Here is a 24,976-nt window from a genome sequence, read left to right as displayed (position 1 = left end):
GATGCTTTCCTGTAGCGATAACACCTGAGTAAGATTTCATATTGGCGTTAACCTCTAAACCAATGCCGTACCTAATTCGGGGACAGGTCTCGGAGCCGACCGATGAGAATCCTCGCACTTGATATCGAGAACTTTCGTGGCATTCGCAAAGCTCGGATCGTATTCAACCAACACTCTGTCCTCGTGGGGCAGAACGGCTCTGGCAAGAGCACGATCCTCGACGCTCTCTCCCTCGTGTTCGGCCGTACGCAGTTGGTACGCGAGCTGACCGAGCATGACTTCTTTGGAAGCACCCCCGTCGAGGCCACGCGCTTCCGCCTGGTCGCCACTGTCGGCGGGTTCTCTACAGAGGAACCGGACGACCATCCCCACTGGTTCCGAGATGGGCGAGGCGTACCAAAGTGGTGGAATGAGAAAACCAAGACGGTCGAGCCGCAACCTTCAGCTGATGCGACGACCCTTTGCGTGCAGATCGGACTCGCCGCGCGCTTCGATCACGATGATCTGAAGGTTGAGCTGCTTCGTTACTTTCACGATGACGACGACACGGTTGATCCGTTCGACGAAAATGCCATCAACCAGTTCCCGGCCCGACTTCTAAACGAAATTGGATTCTTCTTGTTGCCTGTGCGTCGCACGTGGGACGCTACAGTCTCGTTCGCATCGGAGTTGTTCCGGCGTGCTGTCACGACCCTCGGCGGCATCCCCACCCAGACACTACTTGCCGAGCGTGATCGGCTTCGATCGCCAGCAAACCCGCTCGAAGAGGACGCACGCTTGGCCCCTTTCATCGAACGGATAAATGAGCAGTTCAGACAACTCCTCGCCGAAGCGCCGCAGCTGAAACTCCGACTCACAGCTACCGATTCCGAGGCACTGCTGCGAGGTATTGTTCCTCACTACGGCGTGTCCGGCGGTACGGTGCTACCCGCGAGTCGTCACGGCACTGGCATCCTCTCCCTACAAACCTTCGTGCTTCTGCTCGAACTCGGGCGGGAACGCCGCAAGCAAGGGCTGCCGTTCATCCTTGCACTAGAGGAGCCCGAGCTACACGTGCCTCCAGGCTTGCAACGGAAGCTAGTAGCTCAAGCTGTAGCAATTTCTGACCAGACGATTTGCACAAGCCACGCGCCACGCGTAGCAGCCTTCTACCCCGCAATATCGACATTAGTTATCGACCGTGCTGGGGGGCAACTGAGTGCGACTCCTATGTTGGAGGCGTCGCTCGCTCCAACGGCAACGTCCGTGCAACGCAAACTTTACCTGGATGACCGTTCACGGATCGTCGATGCACTTATGCATCACCGCGTGCTCGTGCCAGAAGGGCGCGGTGATCACGAGTGGCTTCGTCTACTCTCTGACGCGGTTGAGACGGGAGAGCATGCGTTTGCCGAGACACCGGACGACACCACACCCTTCGGCGCTGTAGTTGGCGTCGTACCTACGCACTCCTCGGCGGTGCAGGCTACCTACGAAGAGCTCCGCCGACTTCATCGCGGCATCGTGCCGCTGGTCGATGGCGACAGCGAGGGGAAGAAGAAGCTAACCGGCCTGCTGAATGCGAGTAACCCACCCAAGATCGTTCTTACTTGGCGTGATGGGTGGGAAATCGAGGATGCCGTCATGTGGATTTTGAGCGCCGACGAAACCGCCGTGCTTCCGTCGATCAACGAGCGACTCAACTGGAGCACTACCTCGATCGCCGACGTCCTTGCTATGTTCAAGACCAAGGACGGGCCGGGACGCGCCAAAACGGACTATCTCGCGTATGAGGAGATCGCGAGCGTTATCCGTGACAACGCGAAATGCCGCGAGCGCGCTCGTCTCATTCTCGACGCGATCACGCATGCCACACTCGGGACTCACGAAGGCTGCGCGGGGCTCGTCAAGGATGAGGAGAGGTCGACAACGAACACCACTGTTTTGCGGATCGAACCGTGAGTATTCAGTTCATCGAGGGCGGCGCGGGCACGGGCAAGACTACGATGCTAATACAACGCCTGCGTGATCGCCTTGCGGACACGCCTCTCCGTGAGTATCAACGCGTCCTCGCGCTCACGAAGATGCATGGTGGTCGTCGTCGGATTCGTGAGAGGCTCGATAGCGTCGAGGAACTGCGGGGCCGGTTCGAGTCTGTTACCGTCGACAGCTTTGCCTGGCGCATCGTCACCCGTTGGCGCTCGCTGGCGCGAATGCTTGTTCCGGGGGAGCTGCCCGAGGCCTTCGACGCGCGATGTGATCTTGCTGGACGTCTCCTTCAGGAACCCATCGTGCAGAAGTGGGTTGCCGCGTCGTTCCCGATCGTTGTCATTGACGAACTGCAGGACAGCAAGGGGCCCCAGCTTCTGCTTCTGCGTGGGCTGGCCGTGCGGTGCGAGTGCATTGTTGCAGGCGACCCATTCCAAGATCTCGGCGGCGAGACTTCCTGCCCAAGCGTGGAGTGGGCTCGACAACAAGGGGCTGTCACGGTGCTCGCGACGATACACCGCACGAACAATGCCGGTCTCCTTGCGGCCGCCTCAGCGCTTCGAAACGGGGAAGCCGTCGTGGAGGCAAGAGGCTTCGCCTTGAAGGGTGTTCCAGCATGGGGACTTGGTGCATGGGAAGTAGCCTCAAAAATTGAGAAGTGGCGTCGCCTTGGTGGGACGGTGGCCGTGATCACGCCCGTTCGTGCGGCGAACTCCCCGTTCGTGAGGCTGATAATCGAGCGCGTCCGCAGCAAGCCACCACTCGGCAAGAAAAGGAAAGTCGGCCCGTTCAGGCTCCAATGGGAGGCTGAAGACGACGACCGGGTCATCGAGATCTGCCGTGAGATTGCACTGCCGGATACGAACGATGCGCGCGTTCGTGTCGAGGACCTGAAGTTCGCGAGCGAGGGCCCATCGGCGAGTGTGCGTGCATGGTTCACGCGCCAGCGTCGCCTTTTCGGGCGTACCGACTTCAATGCAGCCGAAGTCCGTGAGGTCGTAAGAAGCGTCGTGCGACAGGGGCGCGTGTTCTCGAACCGGAAGGAGCGCAACCTAGTGGCACTGAACGTTCACCAAGCGAAGAACCGTGAGTTCGATCGCATTATCTTGCTTTGGCCGTACGAGGTGGGTGGCAACGACGAGAGCAAGCGTCGACTTGCCTACAACGCCATTACGCGAGCAAGGCAAGAGGCTTTCGTGATTGTTCAGGGTGAAGAGCGGACCCGGCAGCCACCCTTCGTTCCCAGTGGGGTGTTGTTGAACCCCGACGAGATTGAAGTTGAGGGTATCGATACGACCAACTTGGCTCCCCGGTAGACCTGGTACACGATCTCGCGCGCATGGACGGCGGTGGCCGGCGCGCCCCGCTCGACGATGGCGTCGGTCAGGGCCCGCAGGTCTTCGTGGGTGATCTCGGTCAGCTTGAGGTTGCCGAACTTGGCCTTCAGGTCCCGCTCATAGACCGAGCGCCGCATGTCGCGGGTGGAGTCGGCCATCTGGTAGCTGCGAAGCCACTTTTTCGCCCAGGCTCCAAACGTCTCGGCGTCGCGCACCCGGGCCTTCTCCCTGGCTTTCTCCCGGGCAGAAGACCTCCCCGCCGCGATCATCTTCTTGGCTTCGGCCGGGCGTTCCCGGGCCTCGGCCAGCGTGATCCCGCCCGGCCCGTACCGGCCGAAGGTGATGGTCTCCTGGCGCCCGTTGAGGGCGTAGTTGTAGCGGAACGAAATGGTCCCTGAGGGGGTGTCGGCCACATACAGGTCGTCACTGTCCGCCACCTTGTAAAGCATGGCACAGGGCCGGTTTCGTGCCATCGACTATGCCATGAAAGCTTAGGTGTGTCTGGTGCCTGATCCTGCCGGCGGCTGCCGGACGTGGAATCACTCCCACTCAATCGTAGCCGGCGGTTTCCCCGACACGTCATACACCACCCTATTCAAGCCCCGGACCTCGTTGATGATCCGGTTCGAGACGCGCCCGAGCAGCGCGTACGGCAGGTGGGCCCAGTGGGCGGTCATGAAGTCGGTGGTCTGCACGGCGCGCAGCGCGACGACGTAGTCGTAGGTGCGGCCGTCGCCCATTACGCCCACGGACTTGACGGGCAGGAAGACCGCGAAGGCCTGGCTGGTGAGGTCGTACCAGTTCTTGCCCACGTCTTCCGGCGCGCAGAGGCCGGCGGCAGCGTCTTGTTCGGTGGCTTGGGTGGCGCGCAGTTCGTCGATGAAGATGGCGTCGGCCCGGCGCAGCAGGTCGGCGTATTCTTTCTTCACTTCGCCCAGGATGCGCACGCCCAGGCCCGGCCCGGGGAACGGGTGGCGGTAGACCATGCTGTGCGGCAGGCCGAGCGCGATGCCGAGCTTGCGCACTTCGTCCTTGAAGAGTTCGCGCAAGGGCTCGAGCAGCTTGAGGTGCAGGGTGTCGGGCAGGCCGCCGACGTTGTGGTGCGACTTGATGGTCACGGCCTTGCCGGTCTTGGCGCCGGCCGATTCGATCACGTCGGGGTAGATGGTGCCCTGGGCTAGCCATTTGGCGCCCTTGAGCTTGGCGGCTTCGCGTTGGAAGACTTCGACGAATTCCTTGCCGATGATCTTGCGCTTGGCTTCGGGGTCGATCACGCCCGCGAGCTTGCCCATGAAGTCGGCCGTGGCGTCGACGTGGATGATCTTCAGGCCCATGTTTTCGGCGAAGGTCTGCATGACCTGTTCGGCTTCGTTCAGCCGCAGCAGGCCGTGGTCGACGAAGACGCAGGTGAGCTGGTCGCCGATGGCCTTGTGGATCAGGGCCGCGGCCACCGAGGAGTCGACGCCGCCCGACAAGCCCAGGATGACTTCGTCGCTGCCGACCTGCTGGCGGATGGCCTCGACCGCTTCGCTGACGTAGTCGGGCATGTTCCAGTCGGTGCCGCAGCCGCAGATCTCGTGCACGAAGCGCGAGAGGATGGCTTGCCCCTGCACGGTGTGGGTAACTTCCGGGTGGAACTGCACGCCGTAGTAGCCGCGCTCGACGTCGGCCATGCCGGCGATGGGGCACGAGGCGGTGGACGCCATGAGCTTGAAGCCCGGCGGCAGCTGGGTGACTTTGTCGCCATGGCTCATCCAGACCTTGAGCATGCCGTGGCCTTCGGGCGTGGTGAAGTCTTGGATGCCGTTGAGCAGCGGGGTGTGGCCATGGGCGCGCACTTCGGCGTAGCCGAATTCGCGGTGGTCGCTGAAGCTGACCTGGCCGCCCAGCTGCATGGCCATGGTTTGCATGCCGTAGCAGATGCCGAGCACGGGCAGGCCGGATTCGAACACGGCCTGCGGGGCGCGCATGGAGGCTTCGTCGTAGGCGGAGGCGTGGCTGCCGGAGAGGATGATGCCTTTCAGGCCCTTGGCCTGCTGTTCCCGGATGAAGTCGTCGGAAACGTCGTACGGGTGGATTTCGCAGTAGACCTGCGTTTCGCGCACGCGGCGGGCGATCAGTTGGGTGACTTGGGATCCGAAGTCGAGGATGAGTATGCGATCGTGAGACATAGGCTACCCGAGCGAGTCGCCGGGCCGACCCGCGGCGGGCGTGGAGCGCCGCCGGGGAGGCCGCGAACGCGGAGTGGAAAGGGGAAGGACTGGATTAGTCCATCCGGTAGTTCGGCGCTTCCTTGGTGATCTGGACGTCGTGCACGTGGGATTCGCGGATGCCGGCCGAGGTGATCTGGACGAACTGGCTCTTGGTGCGCATTTCGTCGATGGTGGCGCAGCCGCAATAGCCCATGGAGGCGCGCACGCCGCCCACCAGCTGGTAAATGATGCTGACCACGCTGCCCTTGTACGGCACGCGCCCTTCGATGCCTTCGGGCACGAACTTGTCGGAGTTGTTGGTCGGGTCTTGGAAGTAGCGGTCGGCCGAGCCGTCGGCCATCGCGCCCAGGCTGCCCATGCCGCGGTAGGCCTTGTAGGAGCGGCCTTGGTACAGGACGATCTCGCCCGGCGCTTCGTCCGTGCCGGCGAACATGCCGCCCATCATGACGCTGTACGCGCCGGCCGCGATGGCCTTGGCCACGTCGCCCGAGTAGCGCACGCCGCCGTCTGCGATGAGGGGAACGCCCGTGCCTTCCAGGGCCTGGGCCACGTTGGAGATGGCCGTGATCTGCGGCACGCCCACGCCGGCCACGATGCGGGTGGTGCAGATGGAGCCCGGGCCGATGCCGACCTTGACGCCGTCGGCGCCGGCCTCGACCAGCGCGCGGGCGGCCTCGCCCGTCGCGATGTTGCCGCCGATGACCTGCAGTTGCGGATAGTGCTTCTTGATCCAGCGCACCCGGTCCAGCACGCCCGCGGTGTGACCGTGGGCCGTATCCACCACGATCACGTCCACGCCGGCGGTCACGAGTTTTTCCACGCGCTCGTCCGTGCCCTCGCCCACGCCGACGGCGGCGCCGACGCGCAGCTTGCCGTGCTCGTCCTTGCTGGCGTTGGGGCTTTCGGTGTTCTTGATGATGTCCTTGACGGTGATCAGGCCGCGCAGCTCGAAGTTGTCGTTGACGACCAGCACGCGCTCCAGGCGGTGCTTGTGCATCAGCGCCTGGGCCTCTTCCAGCGAAGCGCCCTCGCGCACGGTGATGAGCCGCTCGCGCGGCGTCATGACGGTGCGGATGGGTTCGTCGTAGCGGTCTTCAAAGCGCAGGTCGCGGTTGGTGACGATGCCCACCACCTGGCGCCCTTCCACCACCGGCAGGCCGGAGATGCCGTGCTGGCGCTGGAGCTCGATGACTTCGCGCACTTTCATGTGCGGGGCGATGGTGATCGGGTCGAGCACGACGCCGGCCTCGTAGCGCTTGACCTTGGCGACTTCGCGCGCCTGTTCGTCCGCAGTGAGGTTCTTGTGGATGATCCCGATCCCGCCTTCCTTGGCCATGGCGATGGCTAGGCGCGATTCCGTGACGGTATCCATGGCGGCGGACACCAGCGGAATGTTCAGCGAGATTTCACGGGTCAGACGGGTTCGAAGACTGGTATCGCGGGGCAACACCGCGGAATATGCGGGCACCAACAACACGTCATCGAAAGTAAGCGCTGTTTGTACGAGACGCATCGTGCAACCCCCTGCCGCAATACAAATTAAACCTAGTATTGTACTGGAGAGCGGCCCCTTTCGCCGTTCTCCCCCTGCTGTCAAGAGGGCTTATATGCGGGAAAACCCACAGGCGCCCTCGCCCGCCGCGCCGCGCCTCGATTTCCGGCCAGCAGCCGGGCCGCCGCGCCTTGCTTAGCCGCCGCGCGCGACCTGGGCCCGCTGCCCTGCCGCGGCCTTGTGCGCCGCACGCCGGCGGCGCGACTCCTTCGGGTCGAAGACCAGCGGGCGGTAGATCTCCACCCTGTCGTGCGGGTGCAGGACGTGCTCCAGCGGCCGCCGGCGGCCGTACACGCCCGTGCCGCTGCGGGCGGGATCGACCTCGGGAAATTCGCGCCGGAACCCGCTCGCCTCGATGGCGTCGGCCACGGTGGAGCCGGCAGGCAGGCTGAGCTCGCGCTGCCAGATGCGCCCCACGTCGGCGTAGCACACCGACACCGGGATGGCTTCGGCCGGGGCGCCCGGCCCGCCGCCCTGCTCCGGACGGCTAGCCATAACAGGCTTCGGCGCGCTGGGTGAAGGCATCGATGAAGCTGGTGGCGATGCGGTTGAACACGGGGCCGACCAGCGCCTCGAGGGCGCGGCTGGAGAACTGGTACTGCATGGTGAAGACGACTTTGCAGGCGTCGTCGGCCAAGGCGTGGAATTCCCAGACCCCTTCGAGCATGGAGAAAGGCCCATCCACCAAGTCGAGCTGGATGCGGCGGGGATAGTCGTGCGTGTTGCGCGTGGTGAAGCGCTGGCGCAGGCCGGCGAACTGGATCACGACGGAAGCCCGCATGCCGTGCTCGTCACGCTCGTGCACCTCCGCCCCGCCGCACCAGGGCATGAATTTGGGGTAGTCCTCGACCTTGGCCACGAGATCGAACATCTGGGCCGCGCTGTACGGGACCAGCACCGAACGTTGCACTTTATGCATGCGTAGATGAACCGCCAGGGCAAATTGCTAGAATGGCTGATTTTACGGCACCGGGAAACCTGCCCGCAGCACGCACCATGCCCGGCCGACGGAGTACATTGACGTAATGAGCATTATTGAAAACCGCAAGGCGTTTCACGATTACTTCATCGACGAGCGCTTCGAGGCCGGCCTGGTACTCGAAGGCTGGGAAGTGAAGGCGATCCGTGCCGGGCGCGTGCAGCTCAAGGAAAGCTACGTCATCGTACGCGATGCCGAGCTGTACATCATCGGCATGCACGTCAGCCCGCTGGAGACAGCCTCCACCCACGTCAAGGCCGACCCCACGCGCACCCGCAAGCTGCTGCTCCGGGCCGAGGAAATCCGCAAGCTGATCGGCAAGGTGGAACAACGCGGTTTCGCGCTGGTGCCGCTGAACCTGCATTACAAGAATTCCCGCATCAAGCTCGAATTCGGCCTGGCGCGCGGCAAGAAGCAATACGACAAGCGCGACAGCGAGCGCGAGCGCGACTGGCAGCGCGAGCGGGCGCAGATCCTCAAGCACGACACGCGGCGGCGGTAAGCCGCGGCGGCTTGCGTTGCGCCAGCCCCTCGCAGCCGCCCGGTCAGTTCGGTGCCTTGGGCGTGCCCTGCGTGCCCTTGACCACGGTCATCGCCGAGGCGATCAGCCCGCTGATGTCGCTGACGTTGGCGGGCACGATCAGGGTGTTGTTGGTGCGTGCCAGGTTGCCGAACGCATCCACGTAGCGCTCGGCCACCTTGAGGTTGACCGCCTCCATCCCGCCGGGTTGCCTGATGGCTTCGGCCACCTGCAGGATGGCCTTGGCCGTGGCTTCGGCCACCGTGACCACGGCCGTGGCCTCGCCCTGGGCCTTGTTGATCTGTGCCTGCTTTTCGCCTTCCGAGCGCGCGATGGCGGCCTCGCGCTCGCCGGTGGCGATGTTGATTTGCTCCTGGCGCCGCCCTTCCGAGGCCGCGATCAGCGCGCGCTTTTCGCGCTCGGCCGTGATCTGGGCCTGCATGGCGCGCAGGATTTCGGCCGGCGGGGTCAAGTCCTTGATCTCGTAGCGCAGCACCTTCACGCCCCAGTTCAACGCCGCTTCGTCCAGCGCGCTGACGACGCTGCTATTGATCTGTTCGCGCTCTTCGAAGGTCTTGTCCAGCTCCAGCTTGCCGATGACCGAACGCAAGGTGGTCTGCGCCAGCTGCGTGATCGCCACGATGTAGTTGGACGAGCCGTACGAGGCGAGCATGGGGTCGGTGACCTGGAAATACAGGATGCCGTCGACCTGCAATTGCGTGTTGTCGCGTGTGATGCAGATCTGGCTCGGGACGTCGAGCGGGATTTCCTTCAGCGAATGCTTGTACGCCACGCGTTCGATGAACGGGATCACGAAGCCTGCCCCCGGCGACAGCACCCGGTCGAACTTGCCCAGCCGCTCCACCACCCAGGCATGCTGCTGGGGAACGATGGCGATCGATTTGACGACGATGAGGATGGCCAGGGCCAGGATGACCAGCAGGACGATGGTAGATTCGGTCATGGTGTTTCCTTGGTGATGCCGGGACGGGAAAAGCGGGCCGCCGGGGCCTTAGCGGGCCGGCGACAGGACGAGGCGGTTGCCCCGCATCTCGGTGATGACGTGGAGCCCCGCCGCGGGTTCGGCGCCCGCCGCGAGCTCGGCCTGCCAGTGCGCCCCACGATACCAGACCCGGGCCGTGCGGTCCTCGTTCCAGGCATCGACGCGGACGGTCTGGCCGATGTCGATATTGAGGTTGGCGTTGGTGGACGGAGGCGCGCCGCGCTTCTTGAGGACGTTGAGCCGCTTGAGCAGCAGCATGGCGGCAATGACGGAAACCGCGCACAGCACGAGCTGCCAGGCCAGCTCGACGCCCAGCCACGCCGCGATGCCGGCGATCGCGAAGCCCACCGCGACCATCAGCAGGTAGAACGTGCCGGTCATCACTTCGCCGATGAGGGCCAGGGCCATTAATCCGAACCATACCCAGGCGGGGTTCATCGTTGCCTCCTTCTCGATACGCGGGCGCTCGGCCCGCAGGGTGATGCATCCGCCACTATTATGCCTGGGCAACAAAAAAGCGGCGCCCCGGGGAACGCCGCTTTTTTCCCAAGCGCCGCAGGCGACCAGGCCCGCGGCGATCCAAACGTGAGTCACGCGCCTCGGCTTACTCCGCCAGCTTGCGCCAGGTGTCGACGACCGTGTCCGGATTCAGCGAGATCGACTTGATGCCTTGGTCTTTCAGCCAGACGGCGAAGTCGGGGTGATCGGACGGGCCCTGGCCGCAGATGCCTACGTACTTGCCGGCCTTCAGGCAAGCCTGGATGGCGCGTTGCAACAGCGCCTGCACGGCCGGGTCGCGCTCGTCGAAGTCGCTGGCCAGCAGCTCCAGGCCCGAGTCGCGGTCCAGGCCCAGGGTGAGCTGGGTCAGGTCGTTCGATCCGATGGAGAAGCCGTCGAAGTATTCGAGGAATTGCTCGGCCAGCACGGCGTTGGACGGCACTTCGCACATCATGATCAGGCGCAGGCCGTTTTCGCCGCGCTTGAGCTTGTTCTCGGCCAGCAGGTTGACCACGCGCTCGGCTTGCTTGAGCGTGCGCACGAAGGGAACCATGATCTCGACGTTGGTCAGGCCCATTTCTTCGCGCACGCGGCGCAGGGCTTCGCACTCCATGCGGAAGCACTCGGCGAACTCTTCGGCGATGTAGCGGGAGGCGCCGCGGAAGCCCAGCATGGGGTTTTCTTCCTCGGGCTCGTAGCGCGAGCCGCCGATGAGCTTGCGGTATTCGTTCGACTTGAAGTCTGACATGCGCACGATCACGGGCTTGGGATAGAACGCCGCCGCGATGGTGGCCACGCCTTCGGCCAGTTTGTCGACGAAGAAGGCGCGCGGGCTGGCGTAGCCGCGGGCCACGGATTCCACCGCTTTCTTCAGCTCGCCGTCGACGTTGGGATAGTCGAGGATGGCCTTGGGGTGGATGCCGATGTTGTTGTTGATGATGAACTCGAGGCGGGCCAGGCCCACGCCGCCGTTCGGGATCTGGGCGAAGTCGTAGGCGAGCTGGGGGTTGCCCACGTTCATCATGATCTTGACCGGGATCTCGGGCATTTCGCCACGGCGGACTTCCTCGACTTCGGTCTCGAGCTGGCCGTCGTAGATGCGGCCTTCGTCGCCTTCGGCGCAAGACACCGTGACCATGGCGCCTTCCTTCAGCACTTCGGTGGCGTTGCCGCTGCCCACGACTGCCGGGATGCCCAGCTCACGCGCGATGATGGCCGCGTGGCAGGTGCGGCCGCCGCGGTTGGTGACGATGGCCGAGGCCCGCTTCATGACGGGCTCCCAGTTGGGGTCGGTCATGTCGGTGACGAGCACGTCGCCCGGCTGCACCTTGTCCATTTCCGCGACGTCGGCCACCAGGCGCACGGGGCCCGAGCCGATCTTCTGGCCGATGGCGCGGCCCGTCACGAGGACGTTGCCGGTGGCCTTGAGGCGATAGCGCTGCTGCACGTCATTGCCGGCCTGTTGCGACTTGACCGTCTCGGGACGTGCCTGGAGGATGTAGATCTTGCCGTCGATGCCGTCGCGGCCCCATTCGATGTCCATGGGGCGGCCATAGTGCTTCTCGATGATGACGGCATAGCGCGCCAGCTCGATGACGTCTTCATCGGACAGCGAAAAGCGGTTGCGCAGCTCGGGGGGGACGTCCACCGTGCGGACGGAGCGGCCGCCCGTGCGTTCCGGGTCGAACTCCATCTTGATCAGCTTGGAGCCGATGCGGCGGCTGACGATGGGATAGTGCCCGGCGGCGAGCGACGGCTTGAAGACGTAGAACTCGTCGGGGTTGACCGCGCCCTGCACCACGGTCTCGCCCAGGCCGTAGGACGACGTGATGAAGACCACGTCGGGGAAGCCCGATTCGGTGTCGATGGTGAACATGACGCCGGCCGAGCCGGTATCCGAGCGCACCATGCGCTGCACGCCCGCCGACAACGCGACGTCGGCATGGGCGAAACCCTTGTGGACGCGATACGAGATGGCGCGGTCGTTGTAGAGCGAGGCGAAGACGTGGCGGATCTTGTCCAGGACGTCGTCGATGCCGACGACGTTCAGGAAGGTTTCCTGCTGGCCGGCGAACGAGGCGTCGGGCAGGTCTTCGGCGGTTGCGGACGAGCGCACGGCGAAGGAGCCTTTGCCGTCGGCGTCCAGCTTGGCGAATGCTTCACGGATTTCTTTCTCGAACTGGGGCGAGAACGGCGCTTCGATGATCCATTGGCGGATTTCTGCCCCCGTTTCGGCGAGCGCGCGCACGTCTTCCGGATTCAGCGAAGCCAGACGTTCGTTGATGCGCTTGTCCAGGCCTGCGTCCTTCAGGAAGTCGCGGAAAGCCTGGGCCGTGGTGGCAAAGCCCCCCGGCACCCGAACCCCGGCGCCGGTAAGCTGGCTGATCATCTCTCCAAGTGAAGCGTTTTTGCCTCCTACCGAGTCAACGTCCGTCATCCGGAGTTGCTCGAACGGTACGACATAAGACATGGAAGTCCCCTATTACAATGGCAAGAAAGCATGTTTGGCGAGCACACGCGAACCTGCTTGGGCATCCGGATGCCTAAGCCGCCGTGCACCTTCCGATGGGATCCAGGATGTGCTGGCCAAACCCGCCTTCGCCGCTGCCCGGGCTTCGAGCCCAGGGCGATTGCCATGCGTAACCGGGGCGTAATCCCAGATTGTACGCTGGCCGGCCATGTTTCTGCACGACCGGTCTTTGTTACCTGTTTCCACCCCTCCGGATCACCCTGTTTGCGAGGACTCCATGCCCCAAAACGACGCTACGCCGAATTCGTACCTCAGGACCGTATTCGTGGTCTCGGACGGTACCGGCATTACCGCCGAGACGTTCGCCCATTCGGTCCTGGCCCAATTCGAAAACGTGCGTTTCCGTCATGTCAGGCTGCCTTTTATCGATTCGGTCGATAAAGCCGCCGCCGTGGCCGCCCGCATCGACGCTGCCTTTGCTGCCGACGGGCAGCGCCCCATCGTCTTCAGCACCCTGGTCAATTCCGAGATCAACACCCGCGTGCGGCAGGCCAACGGCCTGTTCCTGGACCTTTTCTCCACCTTCGTGGAACCCATCGAACAAGAGCTGAACATCAAGTCCAGCCACTCCATCGGCCGCTCGCACAACGTGGCCAATACCAAGCAGTACCAGAACCGCATCGAGGCCATCAACTTCAGCCTGGCCCACGACGACGGACAGTACATCAAGGGGCTGGAGCAGGCCGACGTCATCCTGATCGGCGTTTCCCGCTGCGGGAAGACCCCTACCAGCCTCTACCTGGCGATGCAGTACGGGGTCAAGGCGGCCAATGTGCCGCTGGTGCCGGACGATTTCGAGCGCAATGCCCTGCCCTCGTCGATCCTGCCGTACCGGAACAAGCTGTTCGGCCTGACCATCCAGCCGGAGCGGCTGGCCGAGGTGCGCAACGAGCGCCGGCCCGACAGCCGCTATGCGTCGCTCGAGCAATGCCGCTACGAGGTGGCCGAGGCCGAAAAGCTGATGCGCCGCGAAGGCATCCGCTGGCTATCCACCACGACCAAGTCCATCGAGGAAATTTCCACCACGGTGCTGCAGAAAATCGGCCTGGAGGGCCGGTTCTACTGAGCAGGCGGCAGGCGGGGCGGCTCCCGAAGACTGAAGCACCGCTAGGCGTACAGGTGCCGCCGCCGGTGCTCGAACAGGCACACTGCCACCGCCGCCCCGACGTTGAGCGATTCGGCGCCCGGCGCCTGGGGAATCCGCGTCCGCAAGGCGGCGGCAGCCTGCAGCCCGGGGCTCACGCCTTGCCCTTCGTTGCCAAATACCCAGGCGCAGTGCCGCGGCAATGCGGCCTGGTAGAGATCTACCGCATCGTCCAGCGTCGTGGCGACCAAGGGCACGTCTAGGCGTGGCAGCAACCCGGCCAGGTCGACCCGCTCATAAATGGTCAAGGCGAAATGCGCCCCCTGGCCGGACCGCAACACCTTGGGCGACCAGGCAAAGGCGGTTTCGTCGGACAAGAAGACGTGCCGCACACCGGCGGCCGCGCAGGTGCGCAGGATGGAGCCGACATTGCCGGGATCTTGGACCCGATCGAGCAGCACGCAGCTTTCCCCGATCCGCCCGGGCAGCGGCGGCGCGGGGGTATCGATGACAAAGACGACGCCCTGCCCTGCCTGCACGTGCTCGAGGTCCCCGATCAGGTTGCCCTCGAGCCAAACCTGCCGTTCGGCGGGGATCGCCTCGCGCAAGGCCTGGATTTCGGGATTGGCGCGCTCGCCCTCCAGGCGCTGGGCATCGAATACCGCCTGCCGGGGCAGCCCCTGCCATTCCAGGTAGGCTTGGCACAGGTGCACGCCCTCGAGCAAGGACGTGCCAGCCAGGCGCCGCGCCTGCGAGCTCTGTGCCAGCTTGCGCAGCGACTTGAACAGGGCGTTGTCGCGCGAGGCGATGCGTTTCATGAGCGTTCCCCCGCACCGGGTTCGCGTTCGTCGCGCCGCCTTTCGGCGCGGCGGCGCGTGCGCGCCCGGGCCGGGGGCGCCTCCAGGTCGGTCCAGAGCAGGCCCGGCGCGGCGGCGGGCTCGGCCCGCGCCGCGGCATCTGGGGCCGGCATGCCCCGCGCGGCCAGGGCCTGCCGCACCGGTTCGAAGCTGCGCCGGTGTTCCGGACACGGCCCGTGTTCGACCAGGCAGCGCAAGTGATCGGGGGTCCCGTACCCTTTGTGCCGGTCAAAGCCGTACATGGGATAGATTTCGTGCAGCCGGAGCAGCTCGGCGTCGCGCGCCGTCTTGGCCAGGATGGAGGCCGCGGAAATGGCGGGCACGAGGGCGTCGCCCCCGATCACAGTCTGCACGCGGCAGGTCAGCGCCGGCGCCCGGTTGCCGTCGACCTGTACCAGGTCGGGCGCGAGCCCCAGGCCCTCGACGGCGCGGCGCATGGCCAGCATGGTGGCGTTGAGGATGTTCAACCGGTCGATTTCTTCGACGCTCACGCTCGCCACGCACCACGCCAGCGCCCGCTCGCGTATCTGCGGCGCCAGCGCGTCGCGTGCGCGCTCTGAGAGCGCCTTGGAGTCGTTCAGCCCTTCGATGGGACGATCCGGATCGAGCACGACCGCCGCGGCATACACCGGCCCAGCCAGCGGCCCCCGCCCTGCTTCGTCCACGCCCGCGATCCGCATCGCGCGCAGGGCGGCAGCGTCTATCGTCTGGAGCAGGTCGGCGCCGGCCGAATCGACCGCGGCCCAACCAAAATCGGTCTGCACCCAACCCTTCTCACCCACGTCCCGCAACCTCCAGGATGGCCTGGCTCGCCAGGGCCGGCGTATCGCGCACCAATTCGTCGTGCAAGGCCGTGAAGCGCGCCTCCAGCCGCTGGATCGCGGCCTCGTCGGTGAGCGCCTTCCAGGCGGCGTCGGCCAGCGCCCGGGGCGTGGCCTCGTCCTGGAGCAGCTCCGGCACGACGGTGTCCCGGCACAGGATGTTGGGCAGGCCGACCCAGGGCAGGTAGGCCTGCCGGCGCATGATCCACCAGGAAAGGCGTGGCAGCACGTAGGAAATCACCATCGGCCGCTTGAAAAGCGCTGCTTCCAGCGTGGCCGTGCCGCTGGCCACCAGCACCGCGTTGCACGCAGCCAGGACGTCGTGCGTGCCGCCCACGACGGTATGCAGGTTCTGCAATCCGGCCACGCCCACCGCATGGGCGAGGAATTCGCGCTCGCGCTCGGCATTGGCCATAGGCGCCCAGAGCTGCAAGCCGGGATCCCGCAGCTGCAACAGCCTGGCCGCTTGCAAAAAGCGCGACGACAGGTGCCGCACCTCGCCCGCGCGGCTGCCGGGCATCACGGCCAGCACCCTGGCATCTTGCTCAATGCCCAGGCGGGCCCGCGCCCCGGCGCGGTCGGGCACGCGCTCGACGGCCCGTGCCAGCGGATGGCCGACGTAGGTCACGGGCACGCCCGCATCGCGATAAATCCGCTCCTCGAACGGAAATACGACCAGCATGTGCGACACCGCCTTGCGGATCTTGTGGATGCGCTCCCCGCGCCAGGCCCAAAGCGACGGCCCGATGAAATGCACGGTGGGAATGCCGCCCTCGCGCAAGGCCTGCTCCAGCGAGAAGTTGAAATCGGGCGCATCGACGCCGACGAAGGCCGCCGGACGCTCTGCCAGCCAGCGGTCTCGGATGGTGCGCCGGATGGCCAGCAGCTCGGGCAGGTGCGCCAGGACGTCGGCGTAGCCGTTGACGGCCAGTTTCTGCATGGGATACCAGGCGTCGAAGCCGTGGGCCAGCATCTGGGGGCCGCCTATGCCCGACAGCACGCAACCGGGGGCGCGGTCGCGCAGGGCCTGCACGACGGTGGCGGCGAGCAGGTCGCCCGAGGGCTCGCCCGCCACCATGCCGATGGACAGCCGATCTTCGACCGGCACGCCGGCCTCCGTCAACGCACGATACCGCGGGTGGCGGTATCGAGGAAGTCCAGCAGCATCGACAGCGACGATTCGAGTTCAGGCGATTCGGCCCGCTTCGCTTGGAGCGCGGCGCGCGCTTCGTCCAAGGTCAGGCCCTGCCGGTACAAGGTCTTGTAGGCGGCGCGCAGGCCCGAAATCTGGGCCGGCGTGAACTGGCGGCGCCTGAGCCCTTCAGCGTTGATGCCGACCGGGCGCGCGGGACTACCGGCGCAGGTGACGAAGGGCGGCAGGTCTTGCAGCAGCGTGGCATGGACGCCCGTCATGGCGTGCGCGCCGATCTTCACGAATTGGTGCACGCCCGTCATGCCGCCCAGGATGACGTAGTCGCCGATGTGCACGTGCCCGGCCAGCTGCGTGCCGTTGGCCAGGATGATGTGGCTCCCGAGCTGGCAGTCGTGCGCCACGTGCACGTAGGCCATGATCCAGTTGTCATTGCCCAGGCGCGTGACGCCGGCGTCCTGCACGGTTCCGGTGTTGATGGTGCAGCACTCGCGTATCGTATTGTCGTCGCCGATTTCCAGGCGGGTCGGCTCGCCGGCGTACTTTTTGTCCTGCGGCGGTGCGCCGATGGAGCAGGACGCAAAGAAACGATTGCGGCGGCCGATCGTCGTATGGCCGTCGATGACGCAATGCGGGCCGATTTCGGTATCGGCGCCGATGCGGACGTGCGGCCCGATGATGCTGAACGGGCCTACGGTAACCGTGTCATCCAGCTGCGCGGCCGGATCGACGATAGCGGTGGGATGTATCCTCGCCACGGGACCTTTCCGTCAAGACTCGAGCACGCGCATGGTGCACATCAGGCTGGCTTCGGCCGCGATTTGCCCTTCGACCGTCGCCTTGCCGTTGTACTTCCAGATGCCGCGCGCGGTACGTTCGACCTCGACTTCGATGCTGAGCTGGTCACCCGGCACCACGGGCCGCTTGAAACGGGCGCCGTCGATGCCGACGAAGTAGTACACGGTGTGGTCGTCAGGCTTCTTGCCTGCCGCGGTAAACGACGTGATCGCTGCCGCCTGGGCCATGGCTTCCAGGATCAGCACGCCGGGCATCACGGGGTGGTGCGGGAAATGGCCCGTAAAGAACGGTTCGTTGATCGATACGTTCTTGATCGCGCGAATCGATTCGCCGGGCTTAACGTCGACGACCCGATCGATGAGCAGCATCGGGTAACGATGCGGCAAATGATCGAGTATCCCCTTGATGTCCATTTCCATAGAGATTTCCAATCATTGACGGGCAGGCGGGCCGGATACGCCCGCTCGCCTTTATTTTTTTTCCAGCGCCTTGATCCGCTTGGCCATCGTCGCCAAGTGCCGCACCGCGACCGCATTCCGCTCCCATTGGGCGTGTTCGGTCATCGGGAAGAAGCCGGTGTACTGCCCGGGCTTGTCGATGTTGCTGTGCACTGGCGTGGCGGCCGAGATGAATACGTCGTCGCCGATCTTCAAATGCCCCCCGATCATAGCCGCACCGCCGATGGAGCAGCGCTGCCCGATGGTAGTCGACCCGGCGATGCCGACACATGCTGCCATGGCGGTGTGGTCTCCGATCTGGCAGTTATGGCCGATCATGATCTGGTTATCGATCTTGACGCCATTGCCGATCACGGTGTCGTCCAGGGCACCGCGGTCGATCGTGGTGTTGGCGCCGATTTCGACGTCGTCGCCGATGCGCACGCCGCCGAATTGGGGAATCTTGCACCACGCGCCCTTGGCGCGCGATGGGTCTGGCGCAAAGCCAAAGCCATCTTCGCCGATCACAGCGCCCGACAGGATGATGCACCGGGCGCCCATGACCACGCCGCGATACAGGGTGACGCGGGGATGCAGCACGGAATCGGCGCCGATGCGGCACCCTTCGCCCACGTAGCAACCGGCGCCGATGCGCGCGCGCGGGCCGACCTGCGCGCCTTTTTCGATGACCGCCAGCGGGCCGACGTGCGCGCTCGGATCGACCTCGGCGCCGGGATCAACGACCGCCGAAGGGTGAATGCTGCCTGGCGGCTGGGGGTGGATCTGCTTGTCGAACCACTGCCCTATCCGCGCGAACATCAGGTAGGGTGAATTGCAGACGACGAGCGTGAGCGCATGGTCGAGGCGCCCGGCTTCGCGCAGCGATTCGCGGTAGGCTTGCGCGACCTCCGGAGTGACCAAGACTGCCGCCGCGCGCGCGTCGGTCAACTGCGATTGATACCGCGGATTGGCGACGAAACTGATTTCCTGCGGGCCCGCGCGCTCGAGATTGGCAATGCCCGCGACCCGGATTTCCCCGGGGGGAAGCGCCTGCGCCCCGCCCGGCTCGATCGTCCACGTCAAGCCGCTGGTATCGGTTTCGTCGAGCAGCCTCTGCAGTACCGGAGCGTTGGTCGTATCAAGCAGGATAGGCATGCGGAGCTCGCGCGGACGAAATCGGAGAACAGCGGCGCAATTACTTCGCGCCGTTGTTCAACGCCTTGAGGACCTTGTCGGTGATGTCTACGCGCGGACTCACGACAACGGCTTCCTGGAAGATCAAGTCGTAATTCTCTTGCTCGGCGATCTGCTTGATCACGCGGTTGGCGCGCTCCAGGATCTGCGAGAGCTCTTCGTTGCGGCGCTGGTTCAAGTCTTCCTGGAACTCGCGGCGCTTGCGCTGGAAGTCCTTGTCGAGGTCGCTCAATTCACGCTGGCGGCGGATCCGGTCGGACTCCGACAGGACGGCGCTGTCTTTGTCGAGCTGCTCGGACAGGGTGCGCAGGCGATTCGCCATGTCTTGCAGCTCGGCGTCGCGCTTCTTGAAATCGGCCTCGATCTTCGCCTGGGCGGCCTTGGCCGGCGCTGCGTCGCGGAAAATGCGCTCGGTGTTGACGAAGCCGATCTTGATCGGAGCCTGGGATGCTTGGGCATGAGCCGCGCCGACAGCGGCACTTGAGAGCACCAACGCCGCCAGCACCCGGCCGGCACTCTTGACTGCAGAGGAGGCGGTCAGATTGGCAGCAGATGTCGAAAACATGCGGATCATTTATTTCTCGCTAGGAAGGTAGTCTTGTATTTTGCCACTAATGGCGCAGCCCCGGGCAAGCGACGGCGCCCCGGGCAGTAATTGGTTGTAGCAGAAAACGACCACGGGCGGCGCCGCGGCCGCCCGCCAGGCATCAGAATCCCGTCCCGATCTGGAACTGGAACATCTGCGTCCTGTCCTGTGGCTTGGCGTTGAGGGCCTTGCCGAAGGAGATCTTGAGCGGCCCGATCGGGGACTGCCAGCTCAGGCCGATGCCCGCCGAATAGCGCAGTTGGCCGAGGTTGATGCTTTCTTCGTCGGAATAGACGTTACCCGCGTCGGCGAACACGAACCAGCGCAAGGTGCGGTCCTGCTGGGTGCCGGGGAACGGCAGCAGCAGTTCCGCGTTCGCGATCACGCGCTTGGCGCCACCCAGGCTGTCGCCGTTCTTGCTGTCGCGCGGGCCGAGCGAGCCGCCGTCGAAGCCCCGCACCGACCCGATGCCACCGGCGTAGACGTTCTTGAGCAGCGGATACGGGCGCCCGCCGAAGCCCTTGCCGTAATCCACCTGGCCGTTGAGCGCCAGCGTCAGGCTGCGCGAGATGGGCCAGTAGTATTGGTGTTGGTAGCTCGCCTTGTAATAGCGCAGGTCGCCGAACAGCGACGTTTCGCCGGCCGCCCGCTGGTACGTGCCGCGCGTGGGCGCCAGGGCGCTGTCGCGCAGGTCGTTGCTCCAGCCCACCGAGAAGATGACGGCGTTGCTGCGTGCGCCGAAGGTGTTGACGTAATCGATGTAACGCTGCGGACTGCTTTCGTAGATGTCGATGTCGTTGGCTTCGAGCGCGGCGCCGAAGAACACGCGCTGGGTTTCCGTAAACGGCACCCCGAAGGTCAGGCTCGCACCCATGGTCTTGATGCGGTAGTCGCCCGTGTTGATCGAGAGCGGCCGCAGGGTCCGGTAATACACGCTCGTGGACCGGCTGATGCCGTCCTGCGTGAAGTACGGATTGGTTTGCGTCACCGCGATGGTACGGTAGGTTTTACCCGTATTGAGCTCCAGGCCCGCCGTGGTGCCACTGCCGAAGATGTTGTCCTGGTTGATGCCCGCGGACAACACGATCTTGTCGGTACTGCTGAACCCAGCGCCCAGGTTGATCATGCCGGTGGGCTTTTCCTGCACGTTGACGTTGACGTCGACTTGGTCGGGCGTGCCCGGCACCGGCGAGGTTTCGATCGCAATATCCTGGAAGTAGCCGAGGCGGTCGATCCGGTCGCGCGAAAGCTGGATCTTGCCGGCGTCGTACCACGCGGCCTCGAGCTGGCGCATTTCCCGCCGGATGACGACATCGCGGGTGCGCGTATTGCCGCCGATGTTGACGCGGCGCACATAAACGCGGCGGTTCGGGTCGACGAAGAAGGTGATGGATGCGGTTTTCTTCTCGCGGTCGACCTGCGGCGCGGCATTCACGTTGCTGAAGGCGTAGCCGAGCTTGCCGAGGTAATCGTTGATGGCCTTGCTCGACGCGTTCACCCTCTCGGCCGAGAACGTTTCGCCGGGCTTGACCACGATCAGCTTGTTCAGTTCTTCGTCGAGCCCCAGCAAGTCGCCGGCAAGCTTGACGTCGCCGACCGTGTATTTCTCGCCTTCGGTGATCGAGAGCGTGATGAAGATGTCCTTGCGGTCGGGCGAAATGGTGACCTGCGGCGCATCGACGTTGAACTCGAGGTAGCCGCGGTTCATGTAGTACGAGCGCAGGGTTTCGATGTCGCCTTGTAGCTTTTGCCGCGAATATTGGTCGGCCTTGGTGTACCACGTCAGCCAGCCCGGTGTCGTCAGCTGCATCTGGTCGAGCAGCTCGCTCTCGGGAATGGCCTTGGCACCGATGATCTTGATGCCGGCGATCTTGGCCACCTCGCCCTCGAAGATATCGAAGGTAATGCCCACGCGGTTGCGCTCGAGCGGCGTAACGGTCGACACGATTTCGACGGAGTACTTGCCGCGCGCCAAGTACTGGCGCTTGAGTTCCTGCTCGGCGCGTTCAAGCAAGGCGCGGTCGAAGATGCGGGCTTCCGCGAAGCCTACTTCGGCGAGCGACTTCAACACGTTGGCCGATTCGAACTCGCGCATGCCGTTGAATGAAATGGAAGCGATGGCCGGCCGTTCGTCGACGATGACCACCACCACGTCGTCCTCGACTTCGATCCGCACGTCGCGGAAAAAACCCGTGCCGTACAGGGCGCGCACCGCCTGGGTGGCCTGCTCTTCAGTGAAGCGCTCGCCCACTTTGACCGGCAGGTATCCGAACACCGTTCCGGCCTCGGTTCGCTGGATGCCTTCCACGCGGATGTCGCGGACGATGAAAGGCTCGAAGGCGTGGGCCAGGGGGGTGACTGCCATGGCCAGCAAAATGGACAGCAGACGCGGCATGCGCCGGGTGCGATTGGTCATGCGTAATCCCGGAGTTTCTTTAATGGGGTGAAATGCGAAAGAGCGGCGTGCGGCGCGTCCCGGCCCCGCCAGCACCGGCTCGAGACGCAAGGACGGTGGGAAAGACGGCGCTCATTTATCTTAGGTCAGCAGTCGCGTAAAGTCGTTGAATAAGGCAACGGCCATCAGCACCATCAGGATGCCGAAACCGGCTCGCTGCCCCACTTCCATCCAGCGTTCCGGCGGCGGACTGCCCCGGATGATCTCGACGAGATAATACAGCAGGTGCCCACCGTCCAACATCGGAATGGGCAGGAGATTGAGCACGCCGAGGCTGACGCTGACCAGGGCGAGAAAGGCGATGTACGCCTCCAGGCCCATGCGGGCGGTCTGCCCGGCATAGTCGGCGATGGTGACCGGGCCGCTCAGGTTGCTCAGGGAAACGCTCCCCACCACCATCTTGCCGAGCATGCGCAGCGAGAACCACGATACGTCGGCCGTGCGCTCCACTCCCATCCAGAGGCTTGCCAAGGGCCCGTGGCGCACCGTGATGAGCTGCACGTCGCCTCCGATCTGGGCCCCGATGCGCCCGATCACCCTGCCGTCCGGCTGCCGCTCTTCCCGGGGAAGCACGTCGACGGACAGGCGCGTGTCGCCGCGCATGATCGCCAGCCTGAGGGGCTGGCCAGGATGCTCCTGGATCAACCCGATGAGCTCGGACGCCGACAGGTCGGCCTTGCCGCCGGCGCCGACGATGCGGTCTCCGGCCTGCAGCCCCGCCTGGGCCGCGGCGCTATCGGGCAGCACGCCGCGCACGACAGGCCGGGGGGCGGCCAGCGCGAATCCCTCCCTGCCCAGGAGGTCCCCCTCCATCTGGCCCAGCTCGGCGCCCGAGAAATCGACCGTGCGCAGGCGGCGCTCGCCCGACGCGGCCTGCACCTCGATGGCGGCCCGCCGCTTGTCCGTCAGGCTCTTGAGCAGCAGCCAGCGTGCGTCGCTCCAGGTCTTCACCTCGCTGCCATCGACGGCCAGGATCCGGTCGCCCGCCTCCACGCCGGCAACGGCCGCTGGCGAGCCCGCCGGCGGCGCGCCGAGCACGGGAGCGGGCTCCTTGACCCCCATCATGTTCAGCGCTGCATACAAGAGCGCCGCGAGCGCAAGGTTGAACACCGGGCCCGCCGCCACGATGGCGATGCGCTTGCCCACGGGCTGTGCGTTGAAGGAGCGGCTGCGCTCCTCGGGCGCGACCGTCCCTTCCCGTTCGTCCAGCATCTTCACGTAGCCGCCCAGCGGAATGGCGGACAACGCCCACTCGGTGCCATGGCGGTCGGTCCGCTTGCACAGCACCTTGCCGAAACCGACGGAAAACCGCAGGATACGCACGCCGCATGCGCGCGCGACCAGATAGTGGCCAAGCTCGTGGATGACGACCAGGATGCCCAATGCGACGGCGAAAGCCGCCAAGGTCAACAACATGCAAGCCTCCTTGCTTCGGCGTCGCGCCTCGCGCACCGAACCGACGATTTAACACCGAACCGCGCCTGGGTGGCCGGACGGAACGGGTGATTCCGGTAAGCGGACATGACAGGATTATGGGGTAAACGCCGCGCGACCCACTTGCGCGAGCGGCGAGCCCACCTAGAGCAACCCTCGCCTACGCGCCCGCAGCACGTCGCAGTGCTTCCCGGGCCCGCATCCGCGCTTCGCGGTCCAGGTCCAGCAGCCCTTCCAGGCTGTCCAACCGGCCGCCGGTTTGCTCCTGCGCCTGCAACACCGTATCGATGATAGCCGCGATGGCCGTATACGGCGCCGCCCCCTGGAGGAAGGCCTCCACCGCTACTTCGTTGGCGGCATTCAAGGCCACGCAGGCACCCTGCCCCGCGCGCAGCGCCTCGAACGCCAGCCGCAGGCAGGGAAAACGCGCGAAATCGGGCGCCTCGAAGTCCAGCCGGCCGAGCCGGGCGAGGTCGAGCGGCCCGACGCCGGCGGCGATGCGCTCGGGGAAAGCCAGCCCGTAGGCGATGGGCGTGCGCATGTCCGGCTGGCCGAGCTGCGCCAAGACCGACCCGTCGTCGTATTCCACCATGGAATGAACGACGCTCTGGGGATGGATCAACACGTCGATGCGATCAGGCGGCATGGAGAACAACCAATGCGCCTCGATGACTTCCAAGCCCTTATTGAGCATGGTGGCCGAATCGACCGAGATCTTGCGGCCCATGGACCAGTTGGGGTGGGCGCAGGCCTGCTCCGGCGTCACGCTGGCCAGTTCTGCCAGCGGACGGGTCCTGAAGGGCCCGCCCGAGGCGGTCAGCAACAGCCTGCGCACGCCCGGCGCGGATTGCTGCGCCCCATTGGCCCGCGTGCCGTGTGGCAGGCATTGGAAAATGGCGTTGTGCTCGCTGTCGATCGGCAGGAGCTCGGCCCCGCTCTCCCGCACGGCGTCCATGAACAGCCTTCCGGCCACCACCAGCGCTTCCTTGTTGGCCAGGAGCACGCGCTTGCCCGCGCGTGCGGCCGCCAAGGCCGAAGGCAGTCCCGCGGCCCCCACGATGGCGGCCATGACCGTGTCGCTGGCCGGATCGGCAGCAGTCTCGACCAAGGCCTGGGCGCCGACCCGGATTTCCGGCATGGGCGCCCCACCCCGCCAGGCTTGCACGAAACGGTCGCGCGCCGCATCGTCGGACACCACGACCACTGCGGCGCGGCAGGCCGCCGCCTGCTCGGCGAGCCGGTCCATGCGGGTATGGGCGCTGAGCGCATGGACGCGGTAGCGCTGCGGATGGCGGGCGATGACGTCCAGCGTGCTCACGCCGATGGAGCCCGTGGCGCCGAGTATGGTGACGGTACGACGAGTCATGACAGCAATACAGCGAGCGGCAGCACCGGGATCAGGGCGTCGATCCGATCAAGCACCCCGCCGTGGCCGGGCAGCAGGCCGCTGGAATCTTTGACGCCGGCGCGGCGCTTGATCAGCGATTCGAACAAATCCCCGGCGATGGACAGCGCCGCCAGCACCACGGCCAGGGCGAAGGTCCCCCCCCACCCCCAGCG

Annotated in this window: 22 protein-coding genes and 1 pseudogene; 4 read left to right on the top strand and 19 right to left on the bottom strand. The window is 65.2% G+C overall.

The genetic code is table 11. The features are described 5' to 3' along the window. The first annotated feature begins 102 nt into the window (after window positions 1–102). Both IRZ12_RS03885 and IRZ12_RS03880 read left to right on the top strand, forming a co-directional pair. On the top strand, window positions 103–1,941 hold the full coding sequence (locus IRZ12_RS03885; RefSeq protein ID WP_296464366.1) for an AAA family ATPase: 1,839 nt from the start codon (window positions 103–105) through the stop codon (window positions 1,939–1,941). Then, the gene (locus IRZ12_RS03880) at window positions 1,938–3,284 is read left to right on the top strand and encodes an ATP-dependent helicase (RefSeq protein ID WP_296464363.1); all 1,347 of its coding nucleotides are present in this window, start codon (window positions 1,938–1,940) and stop codon (window positions 3,282–3,284) included. The genes IRZ12_RS03885 and IRZ12_RS03880 overlap by 4 nt, the downstream gene beginning before the upstream one ends. Here the strand turns inward: IRZ12_RS03880 and IRZ12_RS03875 are convergent. The 5 genes and pseudogenes from IRZ12_RS03875 to IRZ12_RS03855 form a co-directional block, all read right to left on the bottom strand. Continuing rightward, a pseudogene (locus tag IRZ12_RS03875) lies at window positions 3,278–3,778 on the bottom strand (tyrosine-type recombinase/integrase); the annotation flags it as partial. The gene IRZ12_RS03880 and the pseudogene IRZ12_RS03875 overlap by 7 nt on opposite strands. Before the next feature lie 66 nt (window positions 3,779–3,844). Further along, complete coding sequence (guaA, locus tag IRZ12_RS03870; RefSeq protein ID WP_296464360.1) at window positions 3,845–5,476, bottom strand: glutamine-hydrolyzing GMP synthase; 1,632 nt, start codon at window positions 5,474–5,476, stop codon at window positions 3,845–3,847. A 94-nt stretch (window positions 5,477–5,570) separates the two neighbouring features. Further along, the gene (gene guaB, locus IRZ12_RS03865) at window positions 5,571–7,031 is read right to left on the bottom strand and encodes an IMP dehydrogenase (RefSeq protein WP_296464357.1); all 1,461 of its coding nucleotides are present in this window, start codon (window positions 7,029–7,031) and stop codon (window positions 5,571–5,573) included. A 174-nt stretch (window positions 7,032–7,205) separates the two neighbouring features. Beyond that, a complete protein-coding gene (locus IRZ12_RS03860; RefSeq protein ID WP_296464354.1) occupies window positions 7,206–7,565 on the bottom strand; it encodes an RnfH family protein in 360 nt (119 codons plus the stop codon). Beyond that, window positions 7,558–7,989, bottom strand: a complete 432-nt coding sequence (locus IRZ12_RS03855) for a type II toxin-antitoxin system RatA family toxin (RefSeq protein ID WP_296464349.1) — start codon at window positions 7,987–7,989, stop codon at window positions 7,558–7,560. Before IRZ12_RS03855 ends, IRZ12_RS03860 begins: the two co-directional genes overlap by 8 nt. 106 nt (window positions 7,990–8,095) lie before the next feature. Here IRZ12_RS03855 and smpB point away from each other — a divergent pair, with 106 nt between their 5' ends. Next, complete coding sequence (smpB, locus tag IRZ12_RS03850) at window positions 8,096–8,551, top strand: SsrA-binding protein SmpB (RefSeq protein WP_296464346.1); 456 nt, start codon at window positions 8,096–8,098, stop codon at window positions 8,549–8,551. A 43-nt stretch (window positions 8,552–8,594) separates the two neighbouring features. Here the strand turns inward: smpB and IRZ12_RS03845 are convergent, their stop codons facing one another. The 3 genes from IRZ12_RS03845 to ppsA form a co-directional block, all read right to left on the bottom strand. Continuing rightward, window positions 8,595–9,533 (bottom strand): stomatin-like protein, encoded by a 939-nt coding sequence (locus IRZ12_RS03845; RefSeq protein WP_296464343.1) that lies wholly within the window; start codon window positions 9,531–9,533, stop codon window positions 8,595–8,597. Window positions 9,534–9,581: 48 nt separating this feature from the next. Further along, window positions 9,582–10,010, bottom strand: a complete 429-nt coding sequence (locus IRZ12_RS03840; protein WP_296464340.1) for an NfeD family protein — start codon at window positions 10,008–10,010, stop codon at window positions 9,582–9,584. A gap of 166 nt (window positions 10,011–10,176) precedes the next feature. Next, complete coding sequence (gene ppsA, locus IRZ12_RS03835; RefSeq protein ID WP_296464337.1) at window positions 10,177–12,540, bottom strand: phosphoenolpyruvate synthase; 2,364 nt, start codon at window positions 12,538–12,540, stop codon at window positions 10,177–10,179. A 277-nt stretch (window positions 12,541–12,817) separates the two neighbouring features. On the opposite strand from ppsA, the gene IRZ12_RS03830 reads away from it, so the two are divergent. Then, window positions 12,818–13,666, top strand: a complete 849-nt coding sequence (locus IRZ12_RS03830) for a pyruvate, water dikinase regulatory protein (protein WP_296464334.1) — start codon at window positions 12,818–12,820, stop codon at window positions 13,664–13,666. A gap of 41 nt (window positions 13,667–13,707) precedes the next feature. Here the strand turns inward: IRZ12_RS03830 and IRZ12_RS03825 are convergent, their stop codons facing one another. The 11 genes from IRZ12_RS03825 to IRZ12_RS03775 form a co-directional block, all read right to left on the bottom strand. Further along, window positions 13,708–14,502 (bottom strand): RNA methyltransferase, encoded by a 795-nt coding sequence (locus tag IRZ12_RS03825; RefSeq protein ID WP_296464326.1) that lies wholly within the window; start codon window positions 14,500–14,502, stop codon window positions 13,708–13,710. Then, on the bottom strand, window positions 14,499–15,221 hold the full coding sequence (gene rnhB / locus IRZ12_RS03820) for a ribonuclease HII (protein WP_296464378.1): 723 nt from the start codon (window positions 15,219–15,221) through the stop codon (window positions 14,499–14,501). Before rnhB ends, IRZ12_RS03825 begins: the two co-directional genes overlap by 4 nt. Window positions 15,222–15,315: 94 nt before the next feature. Beyond that, a complete protein-coding gene (gene lpxB, locus IRZ12_RS03815) occupies window positions 15,316–16,440 on the bottom strand; it encodes a lipid-A-disaccharide synthase (RefSeq protein ID WP_296464374.1) in 1,125 nt (374 codons plus the stop codon). Between the two features lie 41 nt (window positions 16,441–16,481). Continuing rightward, a complete protein-coding gene (lpxA, locus tag IRZ12_RS03810; protein WP_296464323.1) occupies window positions 16,482–17,270 on the bottom strand; it encodes an acyl-ACP--UDP-N-acetylglucosamine O-acyltransferase in 789 nt (262 codons plus the stop codon). A gap of 12 nt (window positions 17,271–17,282) precedes the next feature. Then, window positions 17,283–17,729: a 3-hydroxyacyl-ACP dehydratase FabZ gene (fabZ, locus tag IRZ12_RS03805; protein WP_296464320.1), complete on the bottom strand. Its 447-nt coding sequence runs from the start codon at window positions 17,727–17,729 to the stop codon at window positions 17,283–17,285. 51 nt (window positions 17,730–17,780) lie between these two features. After that, complete coding sequence (gene lpxD / locus IRZ12_RS03800) at window positions 17,781–18,902, bottom strand: UDP-3-O-(3-hydroxymyristoyl)glucosamine N-acyltransferase (protein WP_296464317.1); 1,122 nt, start codon at window positions 18,900–18,902, stop codon at window positions 17,781–17,783. 40 nt (window positions 18,903–18,942) lie between these two features. Next, a complete protein-coding gene (locus IRZ12_RS03795; protein ID WP_296464312.1) occupies window positions 18,943–19,506 on the bottom strand; it encodes an OmpH family outer membrane protein in 564 nt (187 codons plus the stop codon). A gap of 142 nt (window positions 19,507–19,648) precedes the next feature. After that, window positions 19,649–21,943 carry an outer membrane protein assembly factor BamA gene (gene bamA, locus IRZ12_RS03790; protein WP_367181575.1) on the bottom strand — a complete coding sequence of 765 codons (2,295 nt, stop codon included), beginning with the start codon at window positions 21,941–21,943 and terminating at the stop codon, window positions 19,649–19,651. 120 nt (window positions 21,944–22,063) lie between these two features. After that, a complete protein-coding gene (gene rseP, locus IRZ12_RS03785; protein WP_296464308.1) occupies window positions 22,064–23,398 on the bottom strand; it encodes an RIP metalloprotease RseP in 1,335 nt (444 codons plus the stop codon). A gap of 178 nt (window positions 23,399–23,576) precedes the next feature. Continuing rightward, a complete protein-coding gene (ispC, locus tag IRZ12_RS03780; protein ID WP_296464303.1) occupies window positions 23,577–24,782 on the bottom strand; it encodes a 1-deoxy-D-xylulose-5-phosphate reductoisomerase in 1,206 nt (401 codons plus the stop codon). Beyond that, on the bottom strand, window positions 24,779–24,976 hold a 198-nt coding region (locus IRZ12_RS03775), incomplete at its 5' end, for a phosphatidate cytidylyltransferase (protein WP_296464300.1). The genes ispC and IRZ12_RS03775, both read right to left, overlap by 4 nt.

The organism is Pigmentiphaga sp. (genome assembly GCF_019689535.1).
GTDB lineage: Bacteria > Pseudomonadota > Gammaproteobacteria > Burkholderiales > Burkholderiaceae_B > Pigmentiphaga.
Note: the sequence above shows the minus strand (reverse complement) of the source record. Positions and strands in the feature narration are given on the sequence as shown.